The following is a 12,665-nucleotide window of genomic DNA, read 5'->3' as shown; positions in this document are numbered from 1 at the left end:
TCCCCGATCCGGCCGCTCCCGGCCGCCTTACGCCGGCGATGCGTGCAAAGCTCGAGCGCATCGTAGGCCGAGCACCAGAGGTGATGGTCAAGATCACCGGCCGCACCAAGGGCGTGGCGCACCTCAAGTCGCACCTGGCATACATCACGCGAAACGGTGAGCTCGATGCGGAAACAGAGCAGGGCGCGACGCTGGCGGGTCGTTCCGGATTGAAAGACCTGCAGCAACGCTGGGAGGATGATGCCGGTCTCGACGACAAGCGCCGCCGCGATGGTTCGCTTTCGATCAACATCATTCTGTCGATGCCGGCTGGCACCGATGCCGTTGCCGTCAAGGATGCGGCTCGGGCATTTGCCATCGAGACGTTCGGGGGCAATCACGACTACGTCTTCGTCCAGCACCTCGACGACAGGCATCCCCACGTGCACTTGACCGTTCGGTCGCTGGGCCATGACGGCAAGCGCCTCAACCCTCGCAAGGCGGATCTTCAGGCCTGGCGGGAGCGGTTTGCTGGCGAACTCCGGCTGCGCGGGATTGCGGCGGAGGCAACGCCGCGGCGAACACGCGGACGGGTTCGAAAGGCTGATCGCGGGCCGGTGCTCGCTTTGCGCAAGCGAAAGATCACGCCCGATGTCGATCGGTTCGCCCGCACGGATGTGCTTTCGGAGGTGAGGGGCGGCAAGGCTGTGAAACATCCTTGGGACGAAAAGATTAAGTCACGTCAGGATGCGATCCGGCAGCGATATCTCGACTATGCCGCCGAGCTACAGCGCTCTGGCGTGGCAGCAGATCACGAGCTCGCGCGCCAGGTTCGCCAATTCGTCCATGACATGCCTGCTGTCGAAACCCGTCGGCATGCGCTGAAGAATGAGCTTTCGGAGCTTGCCAGTAGCCGGCGCCGCGGCGCGGAGCAGGGCGTCGATCCAGAGGAGCGCCACCAAACAAGAGGCAATGACCGGACCAGATGAGCGAGCGTAGGAATCATAATCCTGGGGTCGGGGGTTCGAGTCCCTCTCCCCCCCCCCCGCTACCAACGTTCCCCCCGACATAGCCATGTTTGGAAACAGGCCCGAATTGCCGCAAAGGGCGGCAAGGCGCCCCTTGATGTCGATCCGCACACTCCGGTCATCCTCAGTGTTGGCTTTGGTTCCAGCACCGCCCGGTCGGCTCGGGCTGGCATGCACGATGATCGCCGTCACCAGCTCGCGGATGGTCGCAAACTCGGTCGGTGTGCCGCGCTTGAACTCGCCGGCTAGTTCCACAACAGCGCGCTTGTAACGATCGAGCGCCTTGGGGTGCAGGGCGATGACATTGTCGCTTTCCTTGGCGGCATCGAGCCCGGCGATGACCTTGGCCTTCTCAGCCTCAAGCTCCTGCATCCGGGCGACGAACTGTTCAGGCGGCATGCCGGTGACAACGATAGAGTCAACGATACGCTTCATCTCGCGCCCGATCTCGCCGAGCCGCCGTTCCAACTGCGCGCGTTCAGTAGTCGCCTCTTTCTTGAGCCGCTTGCGCTCGGCGTTATAGGCGTCGACAAATTCGGTGATCACCTCGGGATGCATGAGGTGCTGGCGGAGCCCCTTGATGGCGAGCGCCTCGATGTCGTCGAGATAAACGCGGCGACCATTTCCGCACGATCCGCTTTCCCTATGGGTTGAGCACTGCAAGCGGAGACCTTTCGCGTCGCTGCCGATTGACGCCATGCCGCCGCCGCACGAGCCGCACCTGATCAAACCAGAAAAGACCCGCTTCGGCGCGCGCGCCTTTTGCGCGTTCGCCGGTGTGGCGTCACGGCGGCGCTCAGACTTGACAGCTTGCGCGCCCCTGAATGTCGCATCATCAACGATGCGCAGATGCGGCGCCTCGACGATCTTGTATTGATCCTTTGGATTCGGGCGCGAGAGACGCTTGCGTGTCACCGGGTCCTTGATCATGCGGACTTTGTTCCAGATGATCCTGCCGGCATACAAATCGTTCAGGATCAGCCCGCCGCCGCGCGACACGTTGCCGTTAATCGTTGATGCGTTCCAATGGCGCCCACGCGGCGGCCGCACACCGCGCTTGTTGAGATCGTTCGCGATCATGCGCGGCGTCTTGCCCGAGATGTAATCGGCGAAAATCTGGCGAACGATCTCGGCTTCTTGCTCGACGATCTCCAACTCGCCCGGGTTACCAGCAACAGACCGATAGCCGTATGCGCGACCACCGGCATGGCGGCCATCGCGGATCACTCCCTCAAGACCGCGACGCGTGTGGATCACGAGGTTCTCGATGAACATCTCTGACATCAGCGCACGCAACGCGCCGTCGAGCTTGCCGACCTTGCCAGACACGGTGTGCAGTGACACGCCAAGGTGATCGAGATGCTTGCGGGCAGTGTGATAGTCGGCCTGATCGCGAAAAACGCGATCCAAATCCTCGGCGACAATCACGTCGAATAGCCGTGCCTCGGCGGCGCGCATCAAGGCTTGGAAGCCGGGACGGTTGATCGCGCCGGTGCCTGAGATGGCCCGATCCTCAAACGTCGAGATCACCGCCATGCCCTCGCGACTGCAAAGGTCGCGGCACGATGCAACTTGATCGTCGATCGACTTGTCGCTTTGCAGGTCGGAGGAGAAGCGGGCGTAAATGGCGGCGCGGATCATCGTCTTCGCTCGTCACAGGTTGGATGCTTGGCGGGTCGCGATCTCGACCTGATGATCCTCTCGTGCCAGCCGTTTGGCAAGCTCCCGCACATAGCGGAGAATAGCCTCGTCGGGCCGATCCAGCGGTATTATAGGAGTCATGCTGCCGTCAGGCGCAATCGCGGCCGGCGCCCGCAACGGGCGATCTAGCGTCAACGACTCATCATCCTGATGATTGCGCTCCACCAGGAAGCATCAAGCAAAGTGCACTGCTTCGCAGAATCCACTTATGAACCAGAACATGCTGCTCGCCGCTGCTGCCTGTTCAAAACACACCTTTCGGCGCGATGATCCCGCCGTTCAGCCGAAGATGACTTATGAACCAGCACGTCGCCTCATGACGACGTGCTTGTTCATAACTCACTTCTCAAAGCGCGAATTAGGTCTAGTTAGGATGCGTCCTGACGTAACAGGGCGCACGTCCAAATGGATTGGCGTGCTTACTCTAGAAACAGGAGCACGACCATGTCAGTTCGCAAGCTGTTGTTATTTCCTGAACTGCACGACCACGGCGTTCCCTTCGGTCGCCGGTACATCGATCGTCTCGAAGCTGAGGGAAAATTCCCGAGACGCGTTCCGATCGGCGCCAAGCGCGTGGGTTGGGTTGCCACCGAGATTGAGGGTTGGGTCAGTGCCGCGATTGCACGGCGCTAGGCGCAAGGTTGCGACGCAGGTCGCGGTCGACAGCGTGGCCTAGTCGCGGAAAGAAAAAGGCGGCCTGCCAGCCGCCTCTCAATCGTCCTCTCAGGAATTTTAGAATGTTAGTCACTGATACAAGGGCGCCCGCGTGCGCGCAAGCCAGCAGCACGAACCCGCAGGCCATCGGCCCGATCGACTTCCTGAAAGCACTCCTCGCCAACGCCACCGGGCCGGCTTACATCTGCTCGTTCACCAATGAGCGCGTAGAGGGCGCCGAGCGCCACATCATCGGCCGCAATTTCGTGCACGTCCAAGGCTTCATGGAGAAGTGGGACATCAACGGGCGCGGCATGTTCGTTTGCGTCTCGACCCAGCGCGAGGGCACGCAGAAGCGCAACAAGGAGAATTGCAAGGAGACCAACGCCGGCCACACCGACATCGACTTCAAGGGTGTCGACGGGCTCGGCGCCGACCCGCGCGGCGAGGTGCTGAAGCAGCTCAAGCGGTTGAAGTATCAGCCGAGCGCGATCGTGTTCTCCGGCAACGGCTTCCACGTCTATTACTTCTTCAAGGAACCGGTCGACACCCAGGAGAACAGGGAGCGCCTGGAGGCATTCTATCGCCAGCTCGCCGAAGTGATGGCCGGCGATCTTGCTGTGTGCGAGGTCTCACGCGTGATGCGTCTGCCCGGCACCCACAACAGCAAAAACGGCGAGATGGTGCCGGTTGAGATCATCGAGCTGCATCCCGAGCGGCGCTATGACCTCGCAGAGCTGGAGGAGTGGTTGCCCTGCTCGACGTGAATGATCATTTGCTTGCTGTCGATGTCGGAGATTTTGAGCGAGATGACCTCGGTGGCGCGCAGGCCGGCGCCGTAGAGGCCACGCTCAGCGCCGCCTTGTACTTGAGCCCGGGTGCGGCATCGAGCAGCCGCGCCACTTCCTCAGGGCTGAGCACCACCGGCAGCTTGCGCGGCTCGCGAATGAAATGCGTGTGCTCGACGATATCGTAGCGCCTGAGCGTGACCCTGAAAAAGAAACGCAGCGTCGATACGGTCTGGTTGATGGTCGGTACACCAACGCCGCTCGCCGCCAGATGCAGCTGGTAGCGGCGCACGTCCTCGAAGCTCGCCATATCGGGTGATCGCCCGAGGAACGCAGCGAAGTTCTTGACCCTCTGCACGTAGTCATGTTGGGTCTTCGGCGCTAACTTGCGGATCGTCATGTCTTCGATCATGCGCCGCCGCAATGGGCTCATGGCCTCGTCGGTCATGGGGATGCTCCTGTCTTGAGTGAGGTTGTCGAAACCCCTCGATCTCAAGACAGGACGCCCCGTTGCGCTATCCCTTTGCCCCCGACGCCCGCCGCAGTGCCCTACCGCGCGAGCGGTTTAGTCGTGTGCCGGGCATGCTCAATAGCTCGGAAGTGAAAGTCTTCCACCCAACCTGATGGAGGTGAAGGGTTAGTGAAACGCAAGGGCTGCCGTCGCGAGGCGGGGTCTGAAGGAAGCGTGGATCAAAGGTGCGAGCCGATGAACAAAAACCGGATATGAGGCGCAAGCGTCGGACGAGCGGGCGACACATCGCGAAGTCCAGATCCATCAAGGATGCGAAGCGTAGATCCGGCGGTTGTGCACCGAAGGCGATTGAGCTTACCCCGGGAGATCTGCCCGGTGTCGCCCTCGGGCGACTGAGACGACCGCGAGGCCGTCTGACCGCCGGGCAGAAGTCAGCTGAGGGCGTATTAGGTCAGGCTGTCGGCAAAGCTATTGAGGCACTCCAAGGCCGAAAGGCGGAGAAACAGATAGGCGGAGCCGGAAACGATGGCTGAAGGCCCGAACGATTGAGAGAGCAAGTAGGACTGGTATCTCGTGAATAGAAAGCGGCAGAACAACCAGCAAGTGCTGGCCTTGGAACCGAAGGACCGGGGTGAAGCCCCGGCGCACGGTGACGAGGAGACCGAACCATTCATGGCGAAATCAGCTACCGAAAACTCGGCTTTCACAGAACAACTGATGGAGGAGGTGTGCGACCGAGAGAACCTCGAAAGAGCATGGAAGCGTGTTAAAAGGAACAAGGGAAGCCCCGGCGTTGATGGGATGACCATCGACGACGCTAAGGCGTTCCTGCGTCAGCACTGGCCAAACACTCGGTCTCAACTGCTCGACGGAAACTATCGGCCGCAGCCGGTTAAGCGGGTCGAAATCCCGAAGCCGGATGGCGGGGTCAGGAAACTCGGCGTCCCCTGTGTCGTCGACCGCCTGATTCAACAAGCTATGTTGCAAGTTCTCCAAGAGCGATGGGATCCGACGTTTTCGGAGCACAGTTTCGGATTTCGGCCGGGGCGGTCCGCCCACCAGGCTGTAGCCCAGGCACAGCGTTACGTCGCCGATGGCTACAACGTAGTGGTTGATCTCGATTTGGAAAGATTTTTCGACCGAGTCAACCACGACATCCTGATGTCGCGCGTCGCCGCACGGATACCCGATAAACGCGTGCTCAAGCTTATCCGGGCATTCCTGAATGCCGGGGTATTGGAAGATGGTTTGGTCCGACCGGTGGACGAAGGGACCCCGCAAGGCGGTCCGCTCTCGCCCTTCCTCAGTAATATCGTGCTCGACGATCTCGACAAGGAATTGGCTCGACGTGGTCACCGGTTCTGCCGTTACGCGGATGACTGCAACATCTATGTTCGTAGCCACCACGCCGGCGAGAGGGTGAGGGCCTCGATAAGCCGGTTCCTGACCGACAAGCTCCGCTTGAAAGTCAACGAGGCCAAAAGCGCGGTGGCGCGACCCGAGGAACGTAAATTTCTCGGATTCAGCATTGCGAATGACGGGAGCGAGCGACGCATTGCGCCGAAAGCCCTCGACAAGTTCAAAAACCGAATCCGGGAAATCACATGCCGGACGCGAGGGATCAGCTTGCAGCAGATGGTCGCAGACCTCACGCCATACCTCATCGGATGGCGCGGGTACTTCGGCTTCTGTCAGACCCCGCGCGTGCTAACGAACCTGGAAGCCTGGATCCGCCGGAGACTGCGTTTGTATCTCTGCCGGCAATGGCGGAACGGGCATAACCGATTCACGGAGCTTCGCCGCTTCGGCATCGCGAAGTTCGCCGCATCGGTCGCTGCCGGTTCACCGACTGGACTCTGGCGCATGTCCGGACACCCGGCGGTTCAACACGCCCTACGAAATCATGTGTTCGACTCTCTTGGTCTCCCCCGAATCTTCATGCCTGTGCCGGCTTAATTCGATCGAACCGCCGTGGTACGGACCCGTATGCCCGGTGGTGTGGGAGGGGTGGCGTCGCGAGACGTCCCCCTATCCCGATCGTTGACCCATCTCGGACATCTGAGAACAGACACTCGGTGCTCGCCGCGCACGGCGATAGACCAGTTCGTCATACTGATTGAGCGTTCGGATCGCGTGATGATGCCATCCGAACGCTTCGAGAGGAGCCTGAAACTACGGCGCGCGCGCCGGACCGATCTGCGGCGCGCGAACCGGCTTGGCCATGCCGTAGAACACAGTCACCCCCTGGCCGCCGCAACGGGTCGAGAGCGCCTCGTTTGGCTCGCCGAAACAACTGGCAATGTCCGTCCAATTGTTCATTACCCAGACGTTGCCCGCTGGGTCGACGGCAAGATCAGTCTGCATTTGCAGGCCGCCACCGACATAGCCTCCGGGCGGCGAAATCTGGTCGCCTGTCTTCATGCCCGGAGGACAGGTCTCGGTGCGAGTGCCGCACAGCTGGGTGATCGGACTGTTCGGCATGGCAAAGTTAGAGATCCAGACGTTGTCGTTGCCATCCACCGTTGCCGCCCAAGGACCGGGGAGACCGCCGCCCGTGAACGGCGAACCGGGATACTGAGTACCATCGGGCCGCAACAGCGTGACGCTGCCACCGTCAGGGCCGCCTACCTGTTTGGCCATTTGCTCGGTGAGTGTCCGATCAGCGTTGTCGCCCATCTTCAGGACAGCGATGTCCTCGACAATATCGAACATTCCGCGATCCCTGCTACCTAGTCGATTGGTGACCCAGACATTGCCGCGGCTGTCGATGCCAAGACCGCTGCCGCTGTACCCGGTTTTGAACTTCTCGACCTTATTCGGGTCGGAGGCGGGAAATCGCGTCACATGCGCACCAAAGGCGTTCGTCACCCAGATGCGATCTTGCTGATCAATACCGAGATGGAACGGTCCAACGAACGATTTGCAAGGCTCGACTTCTCGGCCCTCACAGACGATCCGGCCTTTGGTTGGATCACCCTTTGGGAAGTGGAGGAGCTGGCTCTTTGATATGCCTACTGCCCACACGTCTCCACTGGGTGTTGCGATAATACCCTGCATGAGACCTAGCTTGCCATCAAACGTAATGCCCTCCGGCGGTGTCAGTGGCTTGCCGTTCTTGTCGAATACCGCAATTGACTTGCCGCCGTAACTGGAGAGCCAAGCGTTGTCTTTTGCATCGACGGCTGCGCCGAATGTGCCGCCCTGCATTCCACCGCCCGCGAACCCGGTCGTGATCGGGGAGAGCGGACGACCGTTAGGGGCGAACTTGGTAGCGTTGCCTTGCCAAAGGGTATCCTGACCCTGCCAGCCGACTGTAAAGTTGTCACCGACCCAGAGGTTGCCTTGGCTGTCGAACATGGCTTTGCCGCCCGCACGATAGCCGCCACCATCGAATTTGAGCGGTAGAACCCAAGCGCTAGGCGCAAAGTTCAGATAGGGCATGTACGGAACGGCGCGCATGGTCCTGCCCTTCGGGACCGGATAGAACTGGTCCAGAAGTGCGAACAGTCTCGTGGGCTGATACCACGGAGCACGCGCAATCGACTGTGCTGCCGCCAGCGTGTCATTCGGGGCATCACCTTTTGGCGGGGTGGCCGCCGTGTAGAGCTGGGGGCACGCATCGGCCGTCACACGCGTGACGCATCCGGCAAGCGCATCCGCGAGCGTGGCGAAGTTGGCCATCGTTGGCGTCTGGACGCTGTTGAGCGGGTCCTGAATTGTCGTGCCCCAGCCGCCCGTCTGAAGATCGACGAAGTTCGGAACGTTGCCAGCGGCAATGCGCAAGCTGAGCGGCGGTCCCTTGATCACGGAGCCGTCGAGAAATTGCGCGTGGGTCCATACCGAGGCCACGGTCGTCATCTCGTTAATTGTGATAGTCGCCGGTGGTTTACCGCCTATCACCGTCATCAGCGCAATGGCAGGGTTGTCACCACTTTGCGCATTCGATTTAGGTTGGCCGCCCTTCGCAATCAGATAAAGCGTGGCAGCGCCGGTCCCACCCGTTGAATTGAGCGTAAACCTGCCATCGGCTCCGGTGCGGGCCTGACCCAGCTGCTGCGGCGCGCCCGCGCTCGTAGCCCAGAGGCTGACTGTCGAATTGGTAATCGGCTGGCCGCCGCCGAGAACTTTCCCCTTGAGGGTATCCGCAGCAGCCGGGCCAACTGCCCAAGTGAGCAAACCGCCAGTCAGTAGTATGGTGACGAACTTCGCCTTACTTTTCGCTATCACAAGAGCCTCCAGCGTTTTGGCCGAAACCTGCAGTCTGTCAGCTGCTCTCATCTTGTTCTATGCAATTTCGGCAGAATGATCCCCAAAGGCGCACGCATCTCTGGCATATTGTGCGACGCGCTATCTATATTACCTGCACTTCCGTTTTTGTGAAGGTTTGCGGATGCCGGCCCCCATGATGGTGGCGCCGCGCAGACCGGGGGTAAGCGCTTAGCCGCAACCCTATTGAGGCTGGCTTGACGTTTTGCGGAATCGCCACGGCATGAGGTCTTCGATGCGGCTATGGGGATGGCCGTCGATGATTGCCTCGAGTGTTTCGGCGATGTAGGCGGCCGGGTTAACGTCGTTGAGCTTGCAGGTGGCGACGATCGAGGCGAGCAAGGCCCAGTTTTCCGCGCCGACTTCATGACCGGCGAAGAGCGCATTTTTTCTGGTCAGGCAGACTGGCCGGATGGCGTTCTCGACCGGGTTCGTGTCAAGCTCGAGACGCCCGTCTTCGAGGAAGCGGGTCAGCCCCTGCCAATGATTGAGCGCATAGCGGATGTCCTCGGCGAGCGTCGAGCCGCTGGAGATCATCGACAACTGTTTCTCGAACCACGTTTTTAACGCGGCGACGAGAGCCAACGAATGCTCCTTGCGTGCGGCCAGCCGAATGTCCGACGATGAGCCGCGGACCATGGCTTCGTGTGCATCCTATCCACATCGGGAACGCAACTTTACAGGGACGAGGACTAGCTCCCCATCCATATACCAAGATCACACACAAGAGTGCGATCGGAACGACTATGATCAGAACCGCTCTCATCCACGCGGTCAAAAAGGGTTCCTGATCGGCGACATTCGGATCGGAAACCGAATCTATCATGCGGAGCCTCACAAATTATTCCTGATCTTAGCGCCCGGCGTCCTGATCACCAGTGTGCAAACGACGGTATCGCTTCATCCGGGCGGCGATGGCAGTAGGCCCTCTGGCGCGGCCGATCCTCATAAGCGCAAAAACCAGCGACATCCTTCTTGGACTTGATGTTGTAGAGAGTGCACATCAGAAACGAAGTGTCGTGTCAGATCGGTGCACCGGAACTTCGAGATCGTTCTCTTCGAGCAAGAGGCTTACGGCGTTGTATTGGTTTTCTTGGTCTCGGTGCGGGCCGACGATGATTGATTTGATCGGTAGTTTTGCGTCCAAAGTTTCAAACAGTCGGATATAGGGTACTACCGCCCCAGCCGCTCCTTCCCGAAAATGGATTGGAATGGTTGCGCGCGTCTCCTCGCTAGTCTTACTCGGACGGGTCGCTGCAACAACGAGGCGATATTCATTTTCTTCTTGGAAGCGCGGTGTTTTGAGAAACGGAACCGTTTCCAGAAATGCACCTACGTAGGTGCCGAATTCTACATTACTAAGAATGGCTGCAACGTCTGCCCGTGCGGCTAAGTTTGGTGTCTTTTCGCGAAACGCAGTGCTCAGTGCCGCAAGTCCGAGACCGATGAAACGATCTTTGTTTGCCGCCTTCTCGTGACTTGTGTACTCGACCTTGCGAGTTGCGATCATCTGAATAGATCGATTTGTGTTTTCCAAAACGGTGAGCCTATCCAACTCGCTCTCGTCAAATTCAATCGCGAAGCCGCCGCGACCATAGCCCCTCCACTGACTGAGGAGCCCGTGCCGGCTCTCTTCACTTCCAACAGCGTGCATGCAGAAGGACGTGACGTACATTGGCGCTACGGCCTCGATTGCTCTCATCACCGCTCTGCAAGCATTTCGAGCTTCGCTGTCATAGATGCTCTCGCCATAGCTATTGAGGAGACCGGGCAAAAACGCGTTTGCGGCTATCAGCTTAGGTATGCATTGACGAAACTCTTGAGATATTTGCGGCGTAAGCAAATCCGATAGAATTTTCAGTTCGGCGGTGTCATTCAGATAATTTGCGTGAGTGGCCCAAAGCACGCGCTGCGAGATGATGCCGATCAAGCCAGATGCGGTAGTGTAGTGAAACAGCGAACCAGATTTCTGTGACTGACCTCGATCTTCGCTTGCGTCTTCGTCTTGGTGCTCTCGCTCATTCATAAGGCGGCTCCCCTTTGGTCCTATCCTTTTGTGACCAACGCGCGAGTGTCCAGCGCAGAATTGCGGCCCTCCTCTTTCATTTAGAAAGGCGTGTAGCAAGAGCCTACCGAATTCTCGCCACAACTGCATGAAGCAAATGCGCGGATGCTCGAAATCCCCTGCTGCGATCACTGCGAAGAAGAAATCGCGCCTGAAGAGCTGACCGTTCTTGCGCCACCGGCCGGGGACGGCGAGTTGATCTGCGCTCGGTGTATTGAAATCAAGTGCGTCGGGCTGTCGTGAAGCTGGCGCGGGGTTGATGATTGATGCCCCAGCGCATCATCGATCTCGGTTACAACTTCAGTGTTGCGGATCAGGGGCGGCCGGGGATAGTCCAGGAAAGACCGCCGCGTGGTTGCAAGTTGCCGACGTGGCGGTTGACTACCGGAAAGAGCGCGAGGATGCTCGCGAATGCTGTAGAGGTTGCACATGGAGAACACCCGTTGACGACGTACTGTATCTAGCAGCCGTGTTGTTGCGGCTGACAGCTACGGTTTGGAAGGTTTTTTTGCTTCCTGCACGCGATAGGCAAGAAGACTTAATAGGGAGATGTACTCTATCGCGCGCTGTTCTGTACCTTCCGGAAACGAATGGCCGCCGGGGTTGCGAATACCTAGCACCGCGCCTTCGAACAAATGCATCATGCCTTCTTGCTCGTCCAATTTTGTCTGGTCCGAGAGATCATTAAAGGCAAGCGCCGGGCTATTTTTCGAAAAGACCGTGCGCATTAGCGGCGCGCCATCAAGATCGTGGCGTCCTGATCGCTCTTTGACGAAATTCACTAGTGCTTTTGCCGCCGCAAAAACCGCGTCGAAATGGTGGCCGTCAAGAAACAGGTCACGGGCAACATCCGCAATTCTGGGATGAAGATTGAGTTTTTCGAAATAGCTTGACGGTGCTGGTCGTTCGCCACCTTCAAGGTCCTCGCGCTTTTCCTTGAGGCTCGCGATCAACCCGCTGATGATGCCTAAGACTTGCCTGCGACCATTTTCGCGCCCTTCTAATATTTGACCCGGATGCATGTCCACGAACATAGGACCGGCCCAAAAATCAATATGCTGATGTTCTCGATATTCAGGTGAGTTTGGGCCGTAAATCTCTAAGATCGCTTTCTGCAGGTTGCTCCTTGCTGCGTCGTCCGCGCCTGTGTGATGACGCTCGGCGGCAACGAAATCGATATCCGAAATCTCTTTGATGCGTCGCTCAAGTTTCACGATGGCGCGAGCAATTTCGTCGGTATTCTGAAAAACCTTTGGCTCTATCTCCGGTGGAGCGGCTGGCTTGCGAGCCATCTGGTGATTCCCGTGCTAGTTGGGGAGAGTTGAAGGGATCAATCCTAGCACGCAGGCAATCACAAGGCTGGCCACGGTTGCGTCAGTCCCCATGTTTCTGCAATAGAGGATGCTTCGATCACCGAATGACCCGATAGACCTTCGCCCGCTTCCGTCGCGGCGTGGGCTCAGGCTCCGCGTTGTGCCGGCAGACGTGATCGATAGTCGTCGCAGGCGCATCGCCGCCGCAATAGATGCACCACGGACAACCGTCCAGTACGGCCGCGTGCGCGCGACGCTTCTGTTTGCTTTCGCCCATTGAAAAATATTCCCTGATGCTGCTTCCCACCGACCTATCGTCAGCTCGTCCCCATGCACGCCTGCGAAAACTTCGGCCGCCACCTCCGCGCCGCGTTGTCCGCAGCGTTGACAGATGAAGCG

Annotated in this window: 9 protein-coding genes and 2 pseudogenes; 4 read left to right on the top strand and 7 right to left on the bottom strand. The window is 59.1% G+C overall.

Translation table 11 applies throughout. The features are described 5' to 3' along the window. The first annotated feature begins 83 nt into the window (after positions 1 to 83). On the top strand, positions 84 to 968 hold the full coding sequence (locus ABIB99_RS39345) for a relaxase/mobilization nuclease domain-containing protein (RefSeq protein ID WP_354181100.1): 885 nt from the start codon (positions 84 to 86) through the stop codon (positions 966 to 968). Positions 969 to 1,589: 621 nt separating this feature from the next. On the opposite strand, the pseudogene ABIB99_RS39340 reads toward ABIB99_RS39345, so the two are convergent. Then, positions 1,590 to 2,648 (bottom strand): annotated as a pseudogene (locus tag ABIB99_RS39340) (recombinase family protein); the annotation flags it as partial. A 12-nt stretch (positions 2,649 to 2,660) separates the two neighbouring features. Further along, positions 2,661 to 2,873, bottom strand: a complete 213-nt coding sequence (locus tag ABIB99_RS39335; protein WP_354116466.1) for a hypothetical protein — start codon at positions 2,871 to 2,873, stop codon at positions 2,661 to 2,663. A gap of 279 nt (positions 2,874 to 3,152) precedes the next feature. On the opposite strand from ABIB99_RS39335, the gene ABIB99_RS39330 reads away from it, so the two are divergent. Next, the gene (locus ABIB99_RS39330) at positions 3,153 to 3,341 is read left to right on the top strand and encodes a helix-turn-helix transcriptional regulator (RefSeq protein WP_247447555.1); all 189 of its coding nucleotides are present in this window, start codon (positions 3,153 to 3,155) and stop codon (positions 3,339 to 3,341) included. A gap of 104 nt (positions 3,342 to 3,445) precedes the next feature. Continuing rightward, positions 3,446 to 4,129 carry a DNA-primase RepB domain-containing protein gene (locus tag ABIB99_RS39325; RefSeq protein WP_354116467.1) on the top strand — a complete coding sequence of 228 codons (684 nt, stop codon included), beginning with the start codon at positions 3,446 to 3,448 and terminating at the stop codon, positions 4,127 to 4,129. 4 nt (positions 4,130 to 4,133) lie between these two features. On the opposite strand, the gene ABIB99_RS39320 is transcribed toward ABIB99_RS39325, so the two are convergent. Further along, a complete protein-coding gene (locus ABIB99_RS39320) occupies positions 4,134 to 4,598 on the bottom strand; it encodes a tyrosine-type recombinase/integrase (RefSeq protein ID WP_354116468.1) in 465 nt (154 codons plus the stop codon). 597 nt (positions 4,599 to 5,195) lie between these two features. Between ABIB99_RS39320 and ltrA the strand changes: the two genes are divergently transcribed. Further along, the gene (ltrA, locus tag ABIB99_RS39315; protein ID WP_354116469.1) at positions 5,196 to 6,578 is read left to right on the top strand and encodes a group II intron reverse transcriptase/maturase; all 1,383 of its coding nucleotides are present in this window, start codon (positions 5,196 to 5,198) and stop codon (positions 6,576 to 6,578) included. Between the two features lie 216 nt (positions 6,579 to 6,794). Here ltrA and ABIB99_RS39310 read toward each other — a convergent pair whose 3' ends face one another. The 4 genes and pseudogenes from ABIB99_RS39310 to ABIB99_RS39295 all read right to left on the bottom strand — a co-directional run bounded on the left by ABIB99_RS39310 (position 6,795) and on the right by ABIB99_RS39295 (position 12,245). After that, positions 6,795 to 8,900, bottom strand: a complete 2,106-nt coding sequence (locus ABIB99_RS39310) for an NHL repeat-containing protein (protein WP_354121717.1) — start codon at positions 8,898 to 8,900, stop codon at positions 6,795 to 6,797. Between the two features lie 171 nt (positions 8,901 to 9,071). Then, a pseudogene (locus ABIB99_RS39305) lies at positions 9,072 to 9,539 on the bottom strand (IS66 family transposase); the annotation flags it as partial. 352 nt (positions 9,540 to 9,891) lie between these two features. Continuing rightward, a complete protein-coding gene (locus ABIB99_RS39300) occupies positions 9,892 to 10,914 on the bottom strand; it encodes a DUF2971 domain-containing protein (protein WP_354116474.1) in 1,023 nt (340 codons plus the stop codon). Between the two features lie 527 nt (positions 10,915 to 11,441). Further along, entirely contained in the window at positions 11,442 to 12,245 is an 804-nt protein-coding gene (locus ABIB99_RS39295) for a TIGR02391 family protein (protein ID WP_354116475.1), read from the bottom strand. Between the last annotated feature and the right edge of the window lie 420 nt (positions 12,246 to 12,665).

This window comes from Bradyrhizobium sp. LA6.1 (assembly GCF_040547805.1).
Classification (GTDB): Bacteria; Pseudomonadota; Alphaproteobacteria; order Rhizobiales; family Xanthobacteraceae; genus Bradyrhizobium; species Bradyrhizobium barranii.
Note: the sequence above shows the minus strand (reverse complement) of the source record. Positions and strands in the feature narration are given on the sequence as shown.

What these genes read in the sequence shown, in the direction of transcription:
- ABIB99_RS39345 (WP_354181100.1), top strand. Translation starts at nt 84, where the DNA reads ATGGTCAAGATCACCGGCCGCACCAAGGGCGTGGCGCACCTCAAGTCG.
- ABIB99_RS39300 (WP_354116474.1), bottom strand. Translation starts at nt 10,914, where the DNA reads ATGAATGAGCGAGAGCACCAAGACGAAGACGCAAGCGAAGATCGAGGT.
- ABIB99_RS39295 (WP_354116475.1), bottom strand. Translation starts at nt 12,245, where the DNA reads ATGGCTCGCAAGCCAGCCGCTCCACCGGAGATAGAGCCAAAGGTTTTT.
- ABIB99_RS39330 (WP_247447555.1), top strand. Translation starts at nt 3,153, where the DNA reads ATGTCAGTTCGCAAGCTGTTGTTATTTCCTGAACTGCACGACCACGGC.
- ABIB99_RS39310 (WP_354121717.1), bottom strand. Translation starts at nt 8,900, where the DNA reads ATGAGAGCAGCTGACAGACTGCAGGTTTCGGCCAAAACGCTGGAGGCT.
- ABIB99_RS39325 (WP_354116467.1), top strand. Translation starts at nt 3,446, where the DNA reads ATGTTAGTCACTGATACAAGGGCGCCCGCGTGCGCGCAAGCCAGCAGC.
- ABIB99_RS39320 (WP_354116468.1), bottom strand. Translation starts at nt 4,598, where the DNA reads ATGACCGACGAGGCCATGAGCCCATTGCGGCGGCGCATGATCGAAGAC.